The sequence below is a fragment of the Arthrobacter sp. ISL-69 genome (assembly GCF_018613775.1).
Classification (GTDB): domain Bacteria; phylum Actinomycetota; class Actinomycetes; order Actinomycetales; family Micrococcaceae; genus Arthrobacter.
In genome coordinates this window covers 186,866-206,547 of sequence record NZ_JAGGPO010000018.1, presented here as the reverse complement: position 1 = coordinate 206,547, position 19,682 = coordinate 186,866, and the positions used below count along the sequence as shown (strand labels likewise).

Genomic DNA, 19,682 nt, shown 5'->3' with positions numbered 1-19,682 from the left:
ATCCTAAATCAGGCTGCCTGTGCTGCCTTGATGGCTTCCATCACGCGGTCGGTGACCTCGTCGATGGCGCCGATGCCGTCAACCTGGGTCAGGATGCCGCGTTCGGCGTACTTGGCCACAACGGCCTCGGTCTGCTCGTGGTAGAGGTCCAGCCGGTGGCGGATGACGGCTTCATTGTCGTCGCTCCGGCCCGTTTCCTTGGCCCGGCCGAGCAGCCGGTGCACCAGTTCCTCGTCGTCGGCGGTCAGCTGCAGGACAACGTCCAGCTTCTGCTCACCCTTGGCGAGGATCTCATCGAGGTAGTCCACCTGTGCGGTGGTGCGCGGGTATCCGTCCAGGAGGAAGCCACCGTCGACGTCGTCCTCGCTCAGGCGGTCGCGCACCATCTTGTTGGTGACGCTGTCCGGCACGAAATCCCCGGCATCCATGTACTTCTTGGCTTCGACGCCCAGCGGCGTCTCACCTTTGACGTTGGCGCGGAAGATGTCGCCGGTGGAGATCGCAACGACGCCGAGGCGCTCGGAGATCCGATCCGCCTGCGTTCCCTTGCCCGAACCCGGAGGTCCGATAATCAGCATTCTCGTCATCGCAAAAGCCCTTCGTAGTGACGTTGTTGTAGCTGCGCGTCAATCTGCTTGACCGTTTCCAGGCCGACACCCACCATGATCAGGATCGACGTTCCACCGAACGGGAAGTTCTGGTTGGCATTGATCAGGACCAGGGCGACCAGCGGGATCAATGCCACGAAGCCCAGGTAGAGGGCGCCGGGCAGGGTGATCCTGGAAAGGACGTACTGCAGATAGTCCGCCGTCGGCTTGCCGGCCCGGATACCCGGGATGAAGCCGCCGTACTTCTTCATGTTGTCGGAAACCTCTTCAGGATTGAAAGTGATTGCGACATAGAAGTAGGTGAAGAAAACAATCATGGCGAAATAAAGCGCCATGTAGATCGGGTGGTCACCGCGGGTGAGGTTGTTGTTGATCCACTCAACCCACGGCGCCATTTGTTCGCCCTGCTTGGGCTGGTTGAACTGCGAGATCAGGCCCGGCAGGTACAGCATCGAGGACGCGAAGATGACGGGCACGACGCCGGCCATGTTCACCTTGATGGGGATGTACGTGCTGGTCCCGCCCACGGTCCGCCGGCCGATCATGCGCTTGGCGTACTGCACGGGGATGCGGCGCTGGGACTGCTCTACGAACACCACGAGAGCCACGGTGAGCAGGCCGATCGCCAACACCATGAAGAAGGTGCCCGGGCCCTGCGAGGTCCAGATGGCGCCGAGCGACGTCGGGAAGCTGGCGGCGATCGAGGTGAAGATGAGCAGCGACATGCCGTTGCCCACACCCTTCTCGGTGACGAGCTCGCCCATCCACATGATCAGGCCGGTGCCGGCCGTCAGCGTGATGATGATGAGGATGGTGGTGATGACGCTCGCATCGGGAATGATGTCCAGCTGGCAGTTGGGCAGCAGCTGGCCGGAACGTGCCAGCGACACCAGCGTCGTGGCGTTCAAGAGGCCCAGGGCGATGGTCAGGTAACGCGTGTACTGCGTCAGCTTGGACTGCCCGGATGCGCCCTCTTCATACAGCTGCTGGAACCGGGGAATGACTACCCGGAGCAGCTGCACAATGATGCTGGCCGTGATGTACGGCATGATGCCCAAGGCGAAGATGGACACCTGCAGCAATGCACCGCCGCTGAACAGATTGACGAGCTGGTAGATCCCGCCCGAGGTCTGACCGTTCTGCAAGCATTGCTGGACATTCTGGTAGTTCACACCAGGCGAGGGGATGAAGGCACCCAAGCGGAAGATTGTGATGATTCCCAGCGTGAACAACAACTTGCGTCGCAGATCAGGCGTGCGAAAGGCCCGGCCAAATGCGCTAAGCAAGCGTCCTCCTGATGTGTTTATAAAGTCGTGTGAGATAGGTCAATAAAACCCAACAACCGAGTCTAACGGGTTGATGCGTCCTGCGAACAATCGGCGAGGTTCCAAATGAGAAAAAACTCCCGGTACGCGGGGCCTGGGGCCCCGCGTACCGGGAGTTCTCACAACGGGCAGTCGCCCCGCCGTCCCCGATTAGAGGGCGGTGGTGCTTCCGCCTGCTGCTGCGATCTTTTCTGCGGCGCTGGCCGAGAATGCGTGGACCGTGACGTCAACCTTGACGGTGATGTCGCCGGTGCCCAGCACCTTGACGGGCTGGTTCTTGCGAACGGCACCCTTTTCGACCAGGTTCTCCACGGTGACTGCGCCACCTTCGGGGAACAGCTCGTTGAGCTTGTCCAGGTTTACAACCTGGTACTCAACCCGGAACGGGTTCTTGAAGCCGCGCAGCTTCGGCAGGCGCATGTGCAGCGGCAGCTGGCCGCCGGCAAAGCCAGCCTTGATCTGGTAACGGGCCTTCGTACCCTTGGTACCGCGACCAGCGGTCTTACCCTTGGAACCTTCACCACGACCAACACGGGTCTTGGCGGTCTTGGCACCCGGGGCGGGACGCAGGTGGTGAACCTTCAGTGCGTTCTGCTTCTCAGCAGCGGCGCCCTGTGCCTTTTCGGCGGTGTTCTTCTCTGCCATTTACTTCGCCTCCTCTACCTTTACCAGGTGCGGAACCGTGTTGAGCATTCCAACGGTCACGGCATCGGCGGTGCGGACAACGGTGTGTCCGATCCGCTTCAGGCCGAGGGACCGAAGGGTGTCGCGCTGGTTCTGCTTGCCGCCAATGGCGGACTTGATCTGAGTGATCTCCAACTGAGCGTCGGAGGGAATCAGGTTCTTAGCCATGACTCAGACACCTGCCTTCTGGTTCAGGAGAGCCTTCACCATTGCCGGCGGAGCGACCTCGTCGAGCGGGAGGCCGCGGCGTGCTGCCACTGCTGCCGGCTCTTCGAGGCGCTTCAGGGCATCAACGGTCGCGTGAACGATGTTGATGGCGTTGGAGGAACCGAGCGACTTGGAGAGGATGTCGTGGATGCCCACGCACTCCAGTACTGCACGGACCGGACCGCCGGCGATAACACCGGTACCGGCGGAAGCCGGACGCAGCATAACGACGCCCGCGGCGGCTTCACCCTGAACGCGGTGCGGGATGGTGCTGCCGATGCGGGGAACGCGGAAGAAGGACTTCTTGGCTTCTTCAACGCCCTTCGCGATGGCGGCAGGAACTTCCTTAGCCTTGCCGTAGCCAACGCCGACCATACCGTTGCCGTCGCCGACAACGACGAGGGCGGTGAAGCTGAAGCGACGACCACCCTTGACGACCTTGGAAACGCGGTTGATGGTTACAACGCGCTCTACGAACTGGCTCTTTTCGGCTTCGCGGCCGCCGTCGCGGCCACCACGGCCACCACGGTCGCCACGGCCCTGGCCACGGTCTCCACGCTCGCCACGACGAGCGCCACCACGGCGGTCGTCGGCAGCAGCGGGAGCAGCGGTCTCAGTGGCCGGAGCAGCAACGGCTTCAGTCGCCTTCTGATCTGCAGACACAGTGTCCTTTTCCTTGTTTGCTTCCGTCACAGTGACAGCCCACCTTCACGTGCGCCGTCAGCGACGGCGGCGATCCGGCCGTGGTACTTGTTACCACCGCGGTCGAAGACAACAGCTTCGACGCCGGCAGCCTTGGCACGCTCGGCGACCAGTTCGCCAACGCGCTTGGCCTTGGCGGTCTTGTCACCATCGAATGCACGAAGGTCGGCTTCCAGTGTGGAGGCGCTTGCCACGGTCAGGCCCTTGGTGTCATCGACAACCTGGACGAAGATGTGGCGTGCGGAGCGGTTGACGACCAGACGCGGGCGTACAGCCGTACCGGAGATGCGCTTGCGGATACGAAGCTGGCGGCGGCTGCGCTGGGCAGACTTGCTCTTGTTCGTACGCTTCTTGTTAATTGCGATCGCCATGGTTACTTACCAGCCTTTCCGACCTTGCGGCGGATGACTTCGCCTGCGTAACGGATGCCCTTGCCCTTGTAGGGGTCCGGCTTCCGCAGCTTGCGAATGTTGGCAGCAACCTCGCCGACCTGCTGCTTGGAGATACCTGAAACAGAGAGCTTGGTCGGGGTCTCAACTGCAAAGGTGATGCCGTTCGGTGCCGAGACGTTGACCGGGTGGCTGTAGCCCAGAGCGAACTCCAGGTCAGAACCCTTGGCCTGGACGCGGTAACCAGTACCGACAATCTCAAGCTTCTTCTCGTAGCCTGCGGTGACACCCTGGATCATGTTGGCGATCAGGGTGCGGGTCAGGCCGTGCAGCGAACGTGAGGCGCGCTCGTCGTTCGGGCGGGCGACAGTCAGGGTGCCTTCTTCCAGGGAAACCTCGATCGGGCTGGCCACAGTGTGGCTCAGCTCGCCTTTGGAACCCTTGACGCTGACGACAGAGCCGTCAACCTTGACCTCAACGCCGGCAGGAACGGTGATGGGGAGACGTCCAATACGTGACATTATTCTCTTCCTTTCCCGTTACCAGACGTAAGCGAGGACTTCGCCGCCCACGCCCTTCTTGCCGGCCTGCTTGTCAGTCAAGAGGCCGGAAGAGGTGGACAGGATTGCGACACCCAGGCCACCGAGCACGTGCGGCAGGTTGGTGGACTTTGCGTAAACGCGCAGTCCCGGCTTGGAAATACGACGAACGCCAGCGATTGAACGCTCGCGGTTCGGACCGAACTTGAGCTCGAGGGTCAGCTTCTTGCCAACCTCAGCGTCTTCTTCTTTCCAGGAGGCGATGTAACCTTCAGCCTTCAGGATGTCGGCAACGCGTGCCTTGAGCTTGCTGTACGGCATAGTCACGGTGTCGTGGTATGCCGAGTTTGCGTTGCGCAGACGCGTAAGCATGTCTGCGACGGGATCTGTCATGGTCATGTTGGGCTCTTGCCCTTCCTCATAACGGTTTCCGCCCTGCCATCCCCTAGGGGAATCGGCAAGGCCGGACCTTCTATGTAGCTAGATTAAGCTTCGGTCTTGAACGGGAAACCAAGCGCCTTGAGCAGCGCGCGGCCTTCGTCGTCGGTCTTGGCGGTGGTCACGACGGTGATGTCCATACCGCGAACGCGGTCGATGGAATCCTGGTCGATCTCGTGGAACATAACCTGCTCGGTCAGACCGAAGGTGTAGTTGCCGTTGCCATCGAACTGCTTGCCACTGAGGCCCCGGAAGTCACGGATACGCGGCAGTGCCAGCGTGACCAGACGGTCCAGGAATTCCCACATGCGGTCCCCACGCAGAGTTGCGTGTGCACCGATGGGCATGCCTTCGCGCAGCTTGAACTGTGCGATCGACTTGCGGGCCTTGGTTACCTGCGGCTTCTGACCGGTGATCAGGGTCAGATCGCGGACAGCGCCGTCGATCAGCTTGGAGTCCTTGGCGGCATCTCCAACACCCATGTTCACAACGACCTTGACCAGACGGGGAACCTGGTTGACGTTTTCGTACTTGAATTCCTCGATGAGCGTGCTCTTGATGGAATCCGCGTACTTGGTCTTCAGACGAGGAACGATCTTGCTTGCCGGAGTCTCGAGAGTCTCAGTCATTAGATGTCCTTCCCGGAGCTCTTGGCCACGCGTACGCGCACTTCACGCTTCACGCCATCGCGCTCAACGGTTTCGGTGCGGAAACCGACGCGGGTGGGCTTCTTGGTGGAGGGGTCAACCAGGGCCACGTTGGAGATGTGGATGGAAGCCTCGACGACCTCGATGCCACCGGTCTTGGAGCCGCGCTGCGACTGACCGACCTTGGTGTGCTTGGTTACGCGGTTAATGCCCTCGACCAACACGCGGTTGGTCTCCGGGAATACGCGCAGAACCTTGCCCTGCTTGCCTTTGTCGCCGCCGCGCTCAGCCTTGGCGCCAGTGATGACCTGAACGAGGTCACCCTTTTTGATCTTAGCCATGGACTAGAGCACCTCCGGAGCCAGAGAAACGATCTTCATGAACTTCTTGTCACGAAGTTCACGACCAACCGGTCCGAAGATACGGGTACCGCGGGGGTCACCGTCGTTCTTCAGGATCACAGCTGCGTTCTCGTCAAACTTAATGTAGGAACCATCCGCACGGCGGCGTTCCTTCTTGGTACGGACGATGACAGCCTTGACGACATCGCCCTTCTTTACGTTGCCGCCCGGAATTGCGTCCTTGACGGTAGCGACGATAACGTCGCCAATGCCTGCGTAGCGACGGCCAGATCCACCGAGAACGCGAATGGTAAGGATTTCCTTAGCACCCGTGTTGTCGGCGACCTTGAGTCGCGACTCCTGCTGAATCACTATTTACTCCTTGCGTCGCGCTGGTTCTCAGACCGAAAATCTTCCTACGGAATGAGCCTTGCGGAACGGTTGATCGGGGTGTCTCTTGACCTGCCTGGATTTTGCCAGACCAGGCCTAAACTCCCGTGCCAAAAACATTTGCTTCCCAGGCGATTCCGACGGATCGGAGCTCAAGGGGGCACTATGCCGTGGCACGATTGTTTACGAGGTTAATGACGGCGCACGAAGGGCGCCATACAAACTCAAAATCCTAGCACGTTCCGGCCCTCGGATACTAACCGGCGACGGACCGGGCCCGGCACCCGGGCAGGGGACTGGGCAGGGCACGAAAAGGCCCGCTCCCCTTGCGGGGAACGGGCCTTTCTGGCCAGTAATGACCTAGGCCGGACAGGTCCGGCTCAGGGGTTACTTGGCCTTTTCGAGGATCTCCACCAGGCGCCACCGCTTGGTAGCGGACAGCGGGCGGGTCTCGGCGAGGAGAACGAGGTCGCCGATGCCGGCGGTGTTCTCTTCGTCGTGGGCCTTGATCTTCGTGTTGCGGCGGATGACCTTGCCGTAGAGGGCGTGCTTCACGCGGTCTTCGACCTGGACAACGATGGTCTTTTCCATCTTGTCCGAGACGACGTAGCCGCGCTTCGTCTTACGGTAACCGCGCTCGTCAGCCTTGGCTGCGTCGGAAACAGTTTCCGTCACGTTCTCGTCCTTTTCACTCACTTGGCATCCTCCTCGGCCTCAACCGTTTCAGCCTTGTCGGCCTTCTTGGTTGCAGCCTTCTTGGACTTCTTCTCTTCCTTGGCTTCCACAACCGGTGCGGCTACCTCGACACGAATGCCGAGCTCGCGCTCACGGAGAACGGTGTAGATGCGTGCGATGTCCTTCTTTACCGCGCGCAGACGACCGTGATTCTCCAGCTGACCGGTGGCGGACTGGAAACGCAGGTTGAACAGCTCTTCCTTGGCCTTACGGAGTTCTTCAACGAGACGCTCGTTGTCGAAACCGTCCAGCTGTGCGGATGCAAGTTCCTTGGATCCTACTGCCATTTCTACTCACCACCTTCGCGACGCACAATGCGTGCCTTCAACGGCAGCTTGTGGATTGCCAGGCGCAGGGCCTCGCGAGCTACCTCTTCACTGACACCGGAGAGTTCGAAGAGAACCCGGCCCGGCTTGACGTTTGAGACCCACCATTCCGGAGAACCCTTACCGGAACCCATGCGGGTTTCGGCAGGCTTCTTCGTCAGCGGACGGTCCGGGTAAATGTTGATCCAGACCTTACCGCCACGCTTGATGTGGCGGGTCATCGCGATACGGGCAGATTCGATCTGACGGTTCGTGACGTATGCCGGGCTCAGAGCCTGGATGCCCCACTCACCGAAGGAGACCCTGGTGCCGCCCGTAGCAGCGCCGGAACGACCCGGGTGGTGCTGCTTACGGTGCTTGACTCGACGTGGGATAAGCATTTAAGCCTGTCCTCCTTCTACTGCAGCAGGTGCAGCCTCAACTGCCGGAGCTTCGGCAGCCGGAGCTGCCTCCGCTGCCGGACGGTCGGTACGACGGCGGCGGTCACCACGGTCAGCGCCACCCGGGCGGCCCGGGCGATCGCTGGCACCACGGCCGCGGGACGGAGCAGCAGCTGCCTGCTGAGCCAGTTCCTTGGAGGTGACGTCACCCTTGTAGATCCAGACCTTCACGCCAATACGGCCGAAGGTGGTCTTGGCTTCATAGAAGCCGTAGTCGATGTTCGCACGGAGGGTGTGCAGGGGCACACGGCCTTCGCGGTAGAACTCCGAGCGGGACATTTCAGCGCCACCCAGTCGACCGGAGCAGGCGATACGGATGCCCTTGGCACCTGCACGCTGTGCGGACTGCATTGCCTTCTTCATCGCACGGCGGAATGCCACGCGGGAAGTCAGCTGCTCTGCAACGCCCTGGGCAACAAGCTGTGCTTCCATCTCGGGGTTCTTGACCTCGAGGATGTTCAGCTGAACCTGCTTGCCGGTGAGCTTTTCGAGCTCGCCGCGGATGCGGTCTGCTTCTGCACCGCGGCGGCCGATGACGATGCCCGGACGTGCCGTGTGGATATCCACACGGACACGGTCGCGGGTGCGCTCGATTTCAACCTTGGCGATACCGGCGCGCTCCATGCCCGTGGACATGAGCTGGCGGATACGGATGTCTTCGCGAACGAAGTCCTTGTACCGCTGGCCGGCCTTGGTGCTGTCAGCAAACCAGTGCGATACGTGATCGGTGGTGATGCCGAGTCGGAACCCGTGCGGGTTAACTTTCTGTCCCACTTAGCGAGCCTCCTCTTTCTCCGGGGTAGCGACTACCACGGTGATGTGGCTCGTGCGCTTCTTGATCTGAAATGCACGACCCTGGGCACGCGGCTGGAACCGCTTCATGGTCGGGCCTTCATCAACAAACGCTTCGCTGATGATGAGGTCACCTTCGTCAAACGCCACGCCGTCGCGGTCCGCGAGGACCCGGGCGTTGGAGATTGCTGACTGAACTACCTTGAATACCGGCTCCGAAGCTGCCTGGGGGGCAAACTTCAGAATTGCCAGAGCCTCGTTCGCTTGCTTACCACGAACAAGGTTGACGACGCGCCGGGCCTTCATAGGCGTTACGCGGATGTGACGCGCAATTGCCTTGGCTTCCATTGCTTTCCTTCTCTCGTCTTTGACGTAAGTGCAGGCGCCTAGCGGCGCTTGCCCTTACGGTCGTCCTTGACATGGCCGCGGAATGTCCGCGTCGGAGCGAACTCGCCGAGCTTGTGCCCGACCATCGACTCGGTGACAAACACCGGGATGTGCTTGCGTCCGTCGTGTACGGCGATCGTGTGCCCGAGCATGTCGGGGATGATCATCGAACGGCGGGACCAGGTCTTGATTACGTTCTTGGTGCCCTTTTCGTTTTCCCTGTCCACCTTCACAAAGAGGTGCTGGTCAACGAAAGGACCTTTTTTCAGGCTGCGTGGCATGTGTCCAGGCTCCTATCGCTTGTTCTTGCCAGTACGACGACGACGCACAATAAGCTTGTCGCTCTCTTTGTTCGGGCGGCGGGTGCGGCCCTCACGCTTACCGTTCGGGTTGACGGGGTGACGTCCACCGGACGTCTTACCCTCGCCACCACCGTGCGGGTGGTCAACCGGGTTCATGGCGACACCACGGACGGTCGGGCGAACGCCCTTCCACCGCATACGGCCGGCCTTACCCCAGTTGATGTTCGACTGCTCGGCGTTGCCGACCTCGCCGATCGTGGCGCGGCAGCGCACGTCAACGTTGCGGATTTCGCCGGAAGGCAGACGCAGCTGGGCGAAGCGGCCTTCCTTTGCAACGAGCTGGATCGATGCGCCGGCGGAGCGGCCCATCTTGGCGCCGCCACCCGGACGCAGTTCTACTGCGTGGATAACGGTACCCACCGGGATGTTGCGCAAGGGCAGGTTGTTGCCAGGCTTGATATCAGCGTTGGCACCGGCCTCTACGAAGTCACCCTGGGACAGCTTGTTCGGGGCGATGATGTAACGCTTGGTGCCATCAACGTAGTGCAGGAGGGCGATGCGAGCCGTGCGGTTCGGATCGTACTCAATTTCGGCAACGCGGGCGTCAACGCCGTCTTTGTCGTGGCGACGGAAGTCGATCAGACGGTACTGGCGCTTGTGGCCACCACCCTTGTGACGGGTCGTGATCTTACCGGTGTTGTTACGGCCACCCTTTTTCGGGAGGGGACGTACCAACGACTTTTCCGGCGTCGACCGCGTGATTTCAGTGAAGTCCGCTACGCTCGAGCCACGACGGCCCGGTGTAGTCGGCTTGTATTTACGGATTCCCATAATTTATTTCCTCGTTAAAGTGGTCTCCGCTACGAGAGCGGACCGCCGAAGATGTCGATAGTGCCTTCTTTGAGGCTCACAATTGCACGCTTGGTGTTCTTGCGGGTACCCCATCCGAATTTGGTGCGCTTGCGCTTACCGGCACGGTTGATGGTGTTGATCGAGTCGACCTTGACGGAGAAAATCTTCTCCACAGCCAGCTTGATCTCGGTCTTGTTCGAGCGGGGGTCCACCAGGAAGGTGTACTTTCCCTCATCGATCAAGCCGTAGCTCTTTTCCGATACGACGGGTGCAAGCACAACGTCGCGCGGATCCTTGATGGTGGCTGCACTCACTTGGCATCCTCCTCGTTCTTTGCCTTGGCGGCAACGAATGCCTCATAGGCAGCCTTGGTGAAGACAACGTCGTCAGAGACGAGCACGTCGTAGGTGTTCAGCTGGTCTGCGTACAGAACGTGAACATCTGCGAGGTTGCGCACGGACAGTGCGGCAACATCGTTGGCGCGCTCGATGACAACGAGCAGGTTCTTGCGCTCGGACACGCCGCGCAGCGTTGCCAGTGCATCCTTGGCGGACGGCTTGGTGCCGGCTACCAGTTCAGCAACAACGTGGATGCGGCCGTTACGGGCACGGTCAGAGAGTGCGCCGCGCAGTGCAGCAGCAATCATCTTCTTGGGGGTCCGCTGGCTGTAGTCACGCGGGGTCGGGCCGTGGACAACGCCACCACCGGTCATGTGAGGAGCACGGATTGAACCCTGACGGGCGCGGCCGGTGCCCTTCTGCTTGAACGGCTTGCGGCCTGCACCGGAAACTTCAGCGCGGGTCTTGGTCTTGTGGGTACCCTGGCGAGCAGCAGCGAGCTGGGCAACGACGACCTGGTGCAGCAGCGGCACGTTGGTCTGTACGTCGAAGATCTCTGCAGGCAGGTCAACCTTGACAGTGCTAGTCATTGAACTAGGCTCCCTTCACGGCGGTGCGTACGAGGACGACCTGGCCGCGGGCACCGGGAACGGCGCCCTTGATGAGGAGCAGCGACTTCTCGACGTCAACTGCGTGAACCGTGAGGTTCAGCGTGGTGTGACGAACGGCGCCCATGCGGCCGGCCATTTTCATGCCCTTGAAGACGCGGCTCGGGGTGGATGCGCCACCGATTGAACCGGGCTTACGGTGGTTCTTGTGTGCACCGTGGGAAGCTCCAACGCCGTGGAAGCCGTGACGCTTCATAACACCGGCGAAGCCCTTACCCTTGGTGGTGCCAACGACGTCGATCTTCTGGCCGGCTTCGAAGACCTCAACAGAGAGCTCCTGGCCCAGCTCGTACTCGGCAGCATCTGCGGTACGGAGTTCGACGACGTGACGGCGAGGCGTGACGCCTGCCTTTTCAAAGTGACCAGCCAGCGGCTTGGTGACCTTGCGGGGATCGATCTGGCCGTAGCCGATCTGAACGGCGACGTAGCCATCAACTTCTGCATTACGCAGCTGGGTGATGACGTTTGAGTCAGCCTGGACAACAGTGACGGGGATGAGCTTGTTGTTCTCGTCCCAGACCTGGGTCATGCCGAGCTTCGTGCCCAGCAGGCCCTTTACGTTACGGGTTGCGGTCATAGTCTCTCAGCACCTCCCTACAGCTTGATTTCGATGTTCACGTCAGCCGGCAGGTCGAGACGCATAAGCGAGTCAACAGCCTTCGGCGTGGGGTCGATGATGTCGATCAGACGCTTGTGCGTGCGCATTTCAAAGTGCTCGCGGCTGTCCTTGTACTTGTGCGGAGAGCGGATAACGCAGTACACGTTCTTCTCCGTCGGCAGCGGCACGGGGCCGACTACCGTTGCGCCTGCGCGCGTGACCGTCTCAACGATCTTCCGTGCTGAAACGTCAATGACCTCGTGGTCGTATGACTTCAGCCGGATGCGGATTTTTTGTCCCGCCATGTCGCCTGACTCTCTTTCAGTCTGTGCTTCCCCTGGTTGGGGCTGCCCTGTTCACTTACTCGTTGTGTGGCTGCCGAAGCATTGAAGTCGTAACTACCACCCGCCGCACAAGCTGAATCCGGAAGAATCCGGGTTCCTCAACCTGCCGGCGTAACCGACCCCCGCGGTCGGGCGTGTCGCGCTCACCACGCGTACTCGTCCGCAGTTCCATGGGGAGTGGGTTATGTTTGGTCTCCTACTTGGACCCTGACACCCGGCATTATCCGGATCGGGACGCGAAGGAGCGCTTGAACAACTCATCTAGTATGCCGGATTTTATGGGCAGAAGCCAATCAGGCTATGCGGAGCCTTGCCCCCCGTCATTGCCTTCAGCAACAGTCGAATGGATGATAGGGACATGACTGTGCAGAACTCTGCGGCGTTGCAGAGCCTGGCCGGACGGCTGGATCCGGACTTCACCCTGGGTGTGGCGGCCGCCGCGTTCCAGATCGAGGGATCGCTGAAAGCTGACGGGCGCGGACCCTCCGGCTGGGATGCCTTTGCCGAGAAGCCGGGCAGCATCATGGACGGCCACTCCCCTGCCGTTGCCTGCGACCACTACAACCGCTCCGGCGAAGATGTGGCCCTTATGCGCGAGCTGGGCGTTGACTCCTACCGGTTCTCCATTTCCTGGCCCCGGATCCAGCCTGACGGCCGCGGCCCTTTCAACGGCCAGGGCCTCGACTTCTATGACCGGCTGATCGACCAGCTGCTCGACGCCGGCATCTCACCGATGGCCACGCTGTACCACTGGGACACGCCCCTGCCGCTCGAACACAGCGGCGGCTGGATGAACCGGTCCACGGCGGAGCGTTTTGCCGAGTACAGCGCAGCAGCAGGGGAAAGATTCGGCGACCGGGTTGCCCAGTGGGTCACCTTGAATGAACCGGTTTCGGTGACCCTCAACGGATATGCGCTGGGCGTGCATGCCCCGGGCCACGATCTCCTGTTCAACGCCCTGCCGTCTATTCACCATCAGCTGCTGGGGCACGGCCTCGCGGTCCAGGCCCTGCGGGCCGCAGGCGTCACCGGTGGGGTGGGCGTCACCAACCTCCACTCCCCTGTCCGGCCGGCAACAGGCAAGCCCGGCGACAGGATGGTGGCGAGGATTTTCGACACCTTGATGAACCGTGTCTACGCGGACCCCGTCCTGCTGGGCCGCTACCCGAAGCTGCCCCTTGTAGTCCGGCCGTGGTTCCGCTCCATGGGCAAGATCTCCGACGCCGACCTCCGGACCATCCACCAGCCGTTGGACTTCTACGGACTCAATTACTACTACCCCGTAAAAGTGGCCATGGGCCGCGGGACGGTCAGCGTGCCGGCGAACAATTCTGCGGCACTGGCCCGGCTGCCCTTCCACGAAGTGGGCTACCCGGAGTACGAGACCACCGGGTTCGGCTGGCCGGTGGCCCCGGAGCACCTCGGCATCCTGCTCCGCGAAATGAAGGACCGGTACGGCGATGCCTTGCCGCCCCTATACATCACCGAGAGCGGGGCGAGCTTCCCGGAGCCGGAGCACGTGTCCGGTCCGATTGCCGACACAAAGAGAATCGAATACCTGGCCAACCATTTGAGTCACGCGATTGCGGCCACGTCCCCGGGTGGTATAGCCGAGGACGTGAAGCTGCTGGGCTACTACGTGTGGACGTTGCTGGACAACTTCGAGTGGGCGGCTGGATATTCCCAGCGGTTCGGGCTGATCCACGTGGACTTTGACACGCTGGAGCGCACACCTAAGGAATCCTTCTACTGGTTCCAGGCGCTCAGCAGGGCACGGAAGGCCTGAGCGCGGGCCTACTGGTTCTTGTTGGCCCGGTTGATGCGCTTGGCGCGGTCGATCTCCTGGCGGAAGTGCTTCTTCGCCCAAAAAACGCCGGCGACTACCGCAGCGGCAACCAGGAGGAAAATAATCCATTCCATGATGCTGTCCTTTCGTTGTCAGCCACCTTACCAAGGCTTCAGTGCAAACGATCCCGCCCGTCGGGGGTCGGCTGGGCCGCGGATTGGGGCCCTTCGTCAGCCGGCGCCTCCGGCTTGGCGCGGGCCAGCTTCCACAGGGCAAAGGCTATGAGCCCGACGGCGATCAGCGCAAGCAGCGCGAAGGTATAGGACCGAAGGGCCCACGTCAGGCACAGCGCGACACCGGCCGCACCCCACCAGACGAACATCCGTTCTCCGATAAGCAGTCCGGTCAGCAGGAGTGCCGCGTGCAGGGCCAGCACCCACAGCTGCTGGCCGCCGGATCCGCCAAACAGAATACCCAGCCCGCTCAGGCCAAGCAGTGCGGCGCCCGCCCCCAGGATGACGCGGCCGGCTGCCCGGTATCCGGCAGCGAAACGCAGCGCGGCGAGGGCTGCGGCCAACAGGACGTACCACTGCACCGCCCAGAACGGCGCCTGCAGGTGGCCATCCGTGATGAGGACGGCACGCTGCACCGCCATGGTCACCAGGAACGCGCCAATCTCGAGAGTCAGCCTCCGCGCCCGTACCGGAACTTCCTTCACGGCCACGGACACGGATGCAGCCACGAATAGGGCCGCGGTCAGGGCAGTGGCATCGGGCACCATGCCCGCCACCGCTGTCGCGGCCAGCCCGAGCGCCGCTGCGGAAACCAGCGTCCTCCGCCGCACTCCGTCCTGATCACCGAGCGCGAAGCTGGCCCCGAAGAGAACCAATGCCGCCGGGCCGCATCCGGCCAGCCAGGGCAGATAGGCGCCCCACGGCGCCTCGGTACCGCGAAACACGGCGGCGGCAATCAACGTTGACCCCGCCAGGACAAGTGCTGAGGCCGGCGGATACAGCAACGGTGTGCGTTCCACGTGCGATGCCGTAAACCCGGTGGCGACTAGCACCAGGAGGGTAGCGCCGGGAATCCAGTCCGCAGCCTGACCGACGACAAGTACGGCGGTGAGGGCGGGAGCAGCTGCCCCGGCGAGCCAGAACCAGCGGTCCACGCCAGCTTCGCGTGAACCGTCGCGGTGCCGTTGCCGTGCAATGCCCGCGATGTTGAAAGCCAGTGACGCGGCCAGGAGGGCCAGGGGGACGCCATCCCAACTGAGAAGCGGCGCGGCGAGGACGGTTCCGGCCCCGAACTGCAGTGCCGGTCCCGATGCGACGACGGCGAACACTCCCCCGTACACGCAAAGGTAGAGCGCCCCACGTGCCGCGAACAGCCGATGGGCGGCCAGGGCACCAAGCACCAGCAGCAACAACTCAACGAGGACAACTGCCCGTCCGCCTTCGGCAGCGTAGATGGCGGAGGCGCCGGCGCCCTGGATCACGTACAGCGCGGGCAGGACTGCCTGCGCCCCGAGGGTTACCCATACCGCGGCGTCCTGGAACGGCACTTGCTCCAGCCGGTGCCGCATTAACCAGCGGACAACGTGCTGCAATGCCAGCACGCCGGCGAAGGTGAGTGACACTACGGTGCCGGACGCCGTGATGTCGAAGCTGAAGACCATCGCCAGCGCCGCTGTCAGCAGGCGGGCCGCGGCAAAGTAGGCACCCTTCGCCTGTCGCGGTTCCACCGCCACAACCATGGCGGCACTGAAGGCCGCGAAGATGCCCAGCAGAAGTTCGACGTCGGACAGGCGGTCACCGCTGCAGACAAGCAGGACCGCCAGCATGGACGGCGCAAAGGCTGCTGCCGCCGCCAGGTCACGGAACACGTATCCCGAGGCAGCTGCACTAAGGGCCATCACGGTGATGGTGAGGGTTCGTTGCCAGTCCCAAGTTCCCTCGACCGCCGCTGTGTGGGGCAGAATTACGGCCGCCGCCAGGGTGGTGGTCTGCAGCATCAAAACAAGGGCGACGTCGGCCACCACCGCGTCCGGAGCCCGGTCGCGCATAGCGGCGGTCAGCGGGAACACGAGCTGACTCCCCAAAGCAATAATCAGGACTGTGGCGAGTGAAATTTCCTGACCCCCGACTACCACCGGCCCTGTGGCCTCCTGGAACTGCCCATAAGCAAGAACCAGCAGGAGCGTTGCCGCAGCCCGGCCCATCCACCAGTAGGCCCACCGCCGGATGACCGCCGTTGAGCGCAGGGCCGAGGCGCCAAGATACAGGACGACGAGCAGCAGGACGCCGTTGCCGAGTCCGAGCGAAACACCCGTGTAGGAGCCCAGGACGACAGCCGCCGAGACTGCCAGGGGCAACGCCTCCGCTGCCGTCGGTTGCCAGGATACGCCCAAGCCAATGCGCGGGAACAGGACCGTGCCCGTCGCCAGCGACGCCACGAGCTGAACCACGAGGGCTGTGGCCAACAGCAGGTTCCCGGCGGTGGTGTCCGTTACGGACAGGGCGGCGGTGGCAACTATCCCGGCAGCGGTAAACCCGACCAGTGTGGGCATGGGGGCAAGCAGCGCGGCGCCGGCACGCTCCGCCGCGGCCGATGCTAGCTGCTGCATCACGAGGGCCAGCGACAGGGCGAAGATAGCAGCAGCAAGCACGACAGGGTTCCCCTCCATCACAGCGGAGGTCAGGACCGGAACGGCCAAGGTGCCCGCTATCCGCGCAGAAAGGATGAACTGCCGGCGCATCGGCGAACGGGTACCCGCCGACCGCACGGCCCAAAAGAGCGTGCTGGCCGCCAGGATGTTGAAGTTCAGCCACGGCCCCAGCTGCGCGCCTGCGATGATGCCCGTGGCCAGCGCTGCCGGCGGCGCCCACTCAGCGGCTCCCTCGGCTTTGACCGCGATGACCATGCCGGTGGCTACGCTGGCGAGCACCGCCCACAACAAGAGGCCGTCCTGGCTGCCGGGGACCGGCAGCAGCATGAACACGACCATCAGCAGTTGCGCTCCAAAGGTGCAGAACGAGTCAGCCCGCCAGTGCCGTTCTCCTCCCCGGGCCGGACACCACCGCTGCAGTGTGGCCGCGCACGCGGCCGTCACCACCGACTGCAGGGCCAGAAGGGATCCGGCCGTTACGAGGCCCCACGTGACAGTACCGGTCAGATGCCAGGCCCAGGCCGAAGCCGCAAACGTCATCGCCAATCGCGCACCATAGATCTTTGGCAGACGGTGCCCAGCGGACGGCACGGCGGCCGCCAGTGCGAAGTATGCTCCGCAGAGTGCCATGATCAGGGCGAATTCGCCTCGATTTAAGTGCAGCGGCAGAACCGTTGCCGCTACGGCCACTGCCGGGACAACGAACGGGTCGAGAAGCATGATGGGACGCAGGAACAGGGGCGGGACCCAGCGCGGCTTCAACAGCGCTACGAAGGTCATCGCCGCAGCGAAGCCGATCATGGCCCCGAAGTACCAAATGAGCGAAGCACCCAGTAAGGAAACCCCGGACCACGCCGTCGAAACCACAAAGCTGAGGGACAGATACACCAGTACGCGGCTTTCGAGCCGAAGAGCAGCAGCGACGTAGGCCAGCGTTCCAACAACGGAGGTCAGGAGCCACGCGAGGGGACCGTCCTGGACGGCAAAGTTATACATCGCCAGGCCCGCGACGGGCACCAGCGCAAGCCCGGTTCCGGCAAAGGCTACGGCGGCAGGACGCAGCCTCGGAGCTTTTGCGTGCAGTGCAAATCCTGCGCCGTAGAAGAGCACCGTGATGAGGCAAACGCCGGCGAAACGCAGCACAGCCGGCAGGCTTGTACCCACAAAGAGCGCCCCCGCTGCCACCAGCAACAGACTGGCAACGTAGAGCGTGACGTTGATGTTCTGCCGTTCGCGCTTCTCCTTGCGGGCCTGCCGTTCGGCCGGTGACTCTTCGAACGGAGCCCCGTCCAAGGATGGCGCATCCACGAATGTCCCGCCCAACGATGGCCCATCATTCGGGGCGCCCAACGTCGGCAGGTGCGTGATTGGCTGCTGCGCGGGTGGGGCCGGCACCAGGCCCGGCACCGGCACCGCCGCCTCGGCCGGCGGGCCCGGTGCCTCGGCAGGCGGGAAGGAGGGCCAGCCGACCGCATGGCCTGCCGCTGCCGTAGTGGGCGCCTCGGCAGCAACCTGCTGCGGTAACCGGGCAGCCACGTTGGCGTCATTCCACCCCTGCACGTGGCCGGCCATGAAGCCGTTCCGGTAGGCGTCGCCCCCGGCGGCTTTAAGCTGGCGGACGGAATGCCGGGAGACGATCAGGAGTACTGCGGCAATGATGAGCAGAAGCGTCATAAGGGCGGACCACATCTCGGTTCCTTTCAGTGTCATCGCCAGAGATGCAAGCTCAATAGCAATTTATCCAGCGACTGGATAAATCTTAGCAAAAAACAGCCCCGCTGCGTATACACGCAGCAGGGCTGTTGATAAGTATCAGACGACCGTCAGACGGCCTGCTGATCCATGATCAGCAAGTATTACTTGACGATCTTGGTGACGCGTCCTGAACCAACGGTGCGGCCGCCTTCGCGGATTGCGAAGCCGAGGCCCTCTTCCATGGCGATGGGCTGGATGAGCGCAACGGTCATCTCAGTGTTGTCGCCAGGCATAACCATTTCCGTGCCTTCCGGCAGGGTGATAACGCCGGTTACGTCCGTGGTGCGGAAGTAGAACTGCGGGCGGTAGTTGGAGTAGAACGGGTTGTGACGTCCGCCTTCGTCCTTGGAGAGGATGTAGACGTTAGCCTCGAAGTCGGTGTGCGGGGTGATGGAACCCGGCTTGACGACAACCTGGCCACGCTCTACGTCATCACGCTTCAGACCGCGGAGCAGGAGGCCACAGTTCTCGCCGGCCCATGCTTCGTCGAGCTGCTTGTGGAACATCTCGATACCGGTAACCGTGGTCTTCTGGACCGGGCGGATGCCGACGATCTCGACCTCAGAGTTGATCGCGAGGGTTCCACGCTCGGCGCGGCCCGTAACAACGGTGCCACGGCCGGTGATCGTGAAGACGTCTTCGATCGGCATGAGGAACGGCTTGTCACGGTCACGTACGGGGTCCGGAACGGACTCGTCGACAGCTTCCATGAGGTCCTCGACGGACTTGACCCAAACCGGGTCGCCTTCGAGAGCCTTCAGACCGGAAACGCGAACAACCGGAGCCTCATCGCCATCGAAGCCCTGAGCCGAAAGCAGCTCGCGAACTTCCATTTCGACGAGGTCGAGGAGCTCTTCGTCATCGACCATGTCCGACTTGTTCAGTGCAACCAGCAGGTAGGGAACGCCAACCTGGCGGGCCAGCAGGACGTGTTCGCGGGTCTGAGCCATCGGGCCGTCAGTGGCGGCAACCACGAGGATTGCACCGTCCATCTGGGCAGCGCCGGTGATCATGTTCTTGATGTAGTCAGCGTGACCCGGAGCGTCTACGTGTGCGTAGTGGCGCTTCTCGGTCTGGTACTCAACGTGGGAGATGTTGATGGTAATGCCGCGCTGACGCTCTTCGGGAGCAGAGTCAATGGACGCGAAGTCGCGCTGCTCGTTGAGAGTCGGGTACTTGTCGTACAGCACCTTGGAAATCGCGGCCGTCAACGTCGTCTTACCGTGGTCAACGTGACCAATGGTGCCGATGTTAACGTGCGGCTTAGTCCGCTCGAACTTTGCCTTTGCCACAGGTTCCTCCTAGAACGTTTTCAAATGACTTACCCTTCGGTCGCGCTTGTCGCGCCGAAACTTCAGTAAGTCTACTTGGGGGGCTTGGATTGGTGAAATTGCAGATTCAGGAACTAATACTAGTCCCTCGAG

At 62.3% G+C, this 19,682-nt stretch carries 26 protein-coding genes; 1 reads left to right on the top strand and 25 read right to left on the bottom strand.

Features of this window, described 5'->3' with window-relative positions; genetic code table 11:
- Positions 1–8: 8 nt before the first annotated feature.
- The 22 genes from J7I79_RS13215 to rpsJ form a co-directional block, all read right to left on the bottom strand.
- Positions 9–578, bottom strand: a complete 570-nt coding sequence (locus tag J7I79_RS13215) for an adenylate kinase (RefSeq protein ID WP_214954298.1) — start codon at positions 576–578, stop codon at positions 9–11.
- A 5-nt stretch (positions 579–583) separates the two neighbouring features.
- The gene (gene secY / locus J7I79_RS13210; RefSeq protein WP_214953787.1) at positions 584–1,894 is read right to left on the bottom strand and encodes a preprotein translocase subunit SecY; all 1,311 of its coding nucleotides are present in this window, start codon (positions 1,892–1,894) and stop codon (positions 584–586) included.
- A 189-nt stretch (positions 1,895–2,083) separates the two neighbouring features.
- Positions 2,084–2,578, bottom strand: a complete 495-nt coding sequence (gene rplO / locus J7I79_RS13205; protein WP_011692793.1) for a 50S ribosomal protein L15 — start codon at positions 2,576–2,578, stop codon at positions 2,084–2,086.
- Positions 2,579–2,785, bottom strand: a complete 207-nt coding sequence (gene rpmD, locus J7I79_RS13200) for a 50S ribosomal protein L30 (protein WP_056626615.1) — start codon at positions 2,783–2,785, stop codon at positions 2,579–2,581.
- A 3-nt stretch (positions 2,786–2,788) separates the two neighbouring features.
- Positions 2,789–3,517, bottom strand: coding sequence for a 30S ribosomal protein S5 (rpsE, locus tag J7I79_RS13195; protein WP_104172038.1), 729 nt, complete (start codon positions 3,515–3,517; stop codon positions 2,789–2,791).
- Positions 3,514–3,897, bottom strand: a complete 384-nt coding sequence (rplR, locus tag J7I79_RS13190) for a 50S ribosomal protein L18 (RefSeq protein WP_104172037.1) — start codon at positions 3,895–3,897, stop codon at positions 3,514–3,516. The genes rpsE and rplR overlap by 4 nt, the downstream gene beginning before the upstream one ends.
- Positions 3,898–3,899: 2 nt before the next feature.
- Positions 3,900–4,436, bottom strand: a complete 537-nt coding sequence (gene rplF / locus J7I79_RS13185) for a 50S ribosomal protein L6 (protein ID WP_090575311.1) — start codon at positions 4,434–4,436, stop codon at positions 3,900–3,902.
- An 18-nt stretch (positions 4,437–4,454) separates the two neighbouring features.
- Entirely contained in the window at positions 4,455–4,853 is a 399-nt protein-coding gene (gene rpsH / locus J7I79_RS13180) for a 30S ribosomal protein S8 (RefSeq protein WP_011692798.1), read from the bottom strand.
- An 86-nt stretch (positions 4,854–4,939) separates the two neighbouring features.
- Positions 4,940–5,521: a 50S ribosomal protein L5 gene (gene rplE / locus J7I79_RS13175; RefSeq protein WP_011692799.1), complete on the bottom strand. Its 582-nt coding sequence runs from the start codon at positions 5,519–5,521 to the stop codon at positions 4,940–4,942.
- The gene (rplX, locus tag J7I79_RS13170) at positions 5,521–5,880 is read right to left on the bottom strand and encodes a 50S ribosomal protein L24 (protein ID WP_104172036.1); all 360 of its coding nucleotides are present in this window, start codon (positions 5,878–5,880) and stop codon (positions 5,521–5,523) included. The genes rplE and rplX overlap by 1 nt, the downstream gene beginning before the upstream one ends.
- A 3-nt stretch (positions 5,881–5,883) precedes the next feature.
- Complete coding sequence (gene rplN / locus J7I79_RS13165) at positions 5,884–6,252, bottom strand: 50S ribosomal protein L14 (protein WP_003803789.1); 369 nt, start codon at positions 6,250–6,252, stop codon at positions 5,884–5,886.
- 405 nt (positions 6,253–6,657) lie between these two features.
- On the bottom strand, positions 6,658–6,966 hold the full coding sequence (gene rpsQ, locus J7I79_RS13160; RefSeq protein ID WP_104172035.1) for a 30S ribosomal protein S17: 309 nt from the start codon (positions 6,964–6,966) through the stop codon (positions 6,658–6,660).
- Positions 6,963–7,292, bottom strand: coding sequence for a 50S ribosomal protein L29 (gene rpmC, locus J7I79_RS24620; RefSeq protein WP_104172034.1), 330 nt, complete (start codon positions 7,290–7,292; stop codon positions 6,963–6,965). Before rpmC ends, rpsQ begins: the two co-directional genes overlap by 4 nt.
- 2 nt (positions 7,293–7,294) lie before the next feature.
- Positions 7,295–7,711 (bottom strand): 50S ribosomal protein L16, encoded by a 417-nt coding sequence (gene rplP, locus J7I79_RS13150; RefSeq protein WP_104172033.1) that lies wholly within the window; start codon positions 7,709–7,711, stop codon positions 7,295–7,297.
- Positions 7,712–8,545 (bottom strand): 30S ribosomal protein S3, encoded by an 834-nt coding sequence (rpsC, locus tag J7I79_RS13145; RefSeq protein ID WP_104172032.1) that lies wholly within the window; start codon positions 8,543–8,545, stop codon positions 7,712–7,714.
- Positions 8,546–8,911 carry a 50S ribosomal protein L22 gene (gene rplV / locus J7I79_RS13140; protein ID WP_003803798.1) on the bottom strand — a complete coding sequence of 122 codons (366 nt, stop codon included), beginning with the start codon at positions 8,909–8,911 and terminating at the stop codon, positions 8,546–8,548. It lies immediately after the preceding gene.
- A 38-nt stretch (positions 8,912–8,949) separates the two neighbouring features.
- The gene (gene rpsS, locus J7I79_RS13135) at positions 8,950–9,231 is read right to left on the bottom strand and encodes a 30S ribosomal protein S19 (protein WP_011692805.1); all 282 of its coding nucleotides are present in this window, start codon (positions 9,229–9,231) and stop codon (positions 8,950–8,952) included.
- Positions 9,232–9,243: 12 nt separating this feature from the next.
- Positions 9,244–10,083, bottom strand: coding sequence for a 50S ribosomal protein L2 (gene rplB, locus J7I79_RS13130; RefSeq protein WP_104172031.1), 840 nt, complete (start codon positions 10,081–10,083; stop codon positions 9,244–9,246).
- 29 nt (positions 10,084–10,112) lie between these two features.
- Positions 10,113–10,418: a 50S ribosomal protein L23 gene (gene rplW, locus J7I79_RS13125; protein ID WP_024366132.1), complete on the bottom strand. Its 306-nt coding sequence runs from the start codon at positions 10,416–10,418 to the stop codon at positions 10,113–10,115.
- Complete coding sequence (rplD, locus tag J7I79_RS13120) at positions 10,415–11,032, bottom strand: 50S ribosomal protein L4 (protein ID WP_104172030.1); 618 nt, start codon at positions 11,030–11,032, stop codon at positions 10,415–10,417. The genes rplW and rplD overlap by 4 nt, the downstream gene beginning before the upstream one ends.
- Before the next feature lie 4 nt (positions 11,033–11,036).
- Positions 11,037–11,687, bottom strand: a complete 651-nt coding sequence (rplC, locus tag J7I79_RS13115; protein ID WP_102973689.1) for a 50S ribosomal protein L3 — start codon at positions 11,685–11,687, stop codon at positions 11,037–11,039.
- 17 nt (positions 11,688–11,704) lie between these two features.
- The gene (rpsJ, locus tag J7I79_RS13110; protein ID WP_003803825.1) at positions 11,705–12,013 is read right to left on the bottom strand and encodes a 30S ribosomal protein S10; all 309 of its coding nucleotides are present in this window, start codon (positions 12,011–12,013) and stop codon (positions 11,705–11,707) included.
- 397 nt (positions 12,014–12,410) lie between these two features.
- On the opposite strand from rpsJ, the gene J7I79_RS13105 reads away from it, so the two are divergent.
- On the top strand, positions 12,411–13,838 hold the full coding sequence (locus J7I79_RS13105) for a GH1 family beta-glucosidase (protein ID WP_214953785.1): 1,428 nt from the start codon (positions 12,411–12,413) through the stop codon (positions 13,836–13,838).
- A gap of 8 nt (positions 13,839–13,846) precedes the next feature.
- Here J7I79_RS13105 and J7I79_RS24615 read toward each other — a convergent pair whose 3' ends face one another.
- The 3 genes from J7I79_RS24615 to tuf all read right to left on the bottom strand — a co-directional run bounded on the left by J7I79_RS24615 (position 13,847) and on the right by tuf (position 19,550).
- Positions 13,847–13,972, bottom strand: a complete 126-nt coding sequence (locus tag J7I79_RS24615) for a hypothetical protein (protein WP_258073772.1) — start codon at positions 13,970–13,972, stop codon at positions 13,847–13,849.
- Between the two features lie 38 nt (positions 13,973–14,010).
- Positions 14,011–18,192: a hypothetical protein gene (locus J7I79_RS13100; RefSeq protein WP_214953783.1), complete on the bottom strand. Its 4,182-nt coding sequence runs from the start codon at positions 18,190–18,192 to the stop codon at positions 14,011–14,013.
- A gap of 167 nt (positions 18,193–18,359) precedes the next feature.
- Complete coding sequence (gene tuf / locus J7I79_RS13095; protein WP_214953781.1) at positions 18,360–19,550, bottom strand: elongation factor Tu; 1,191 nt, start codon at positions 19,548–19,550, stop codon at positions 18,360–18,362.
- Positions 19,551–19,682 lie beyond the last annotated feature (132 nt).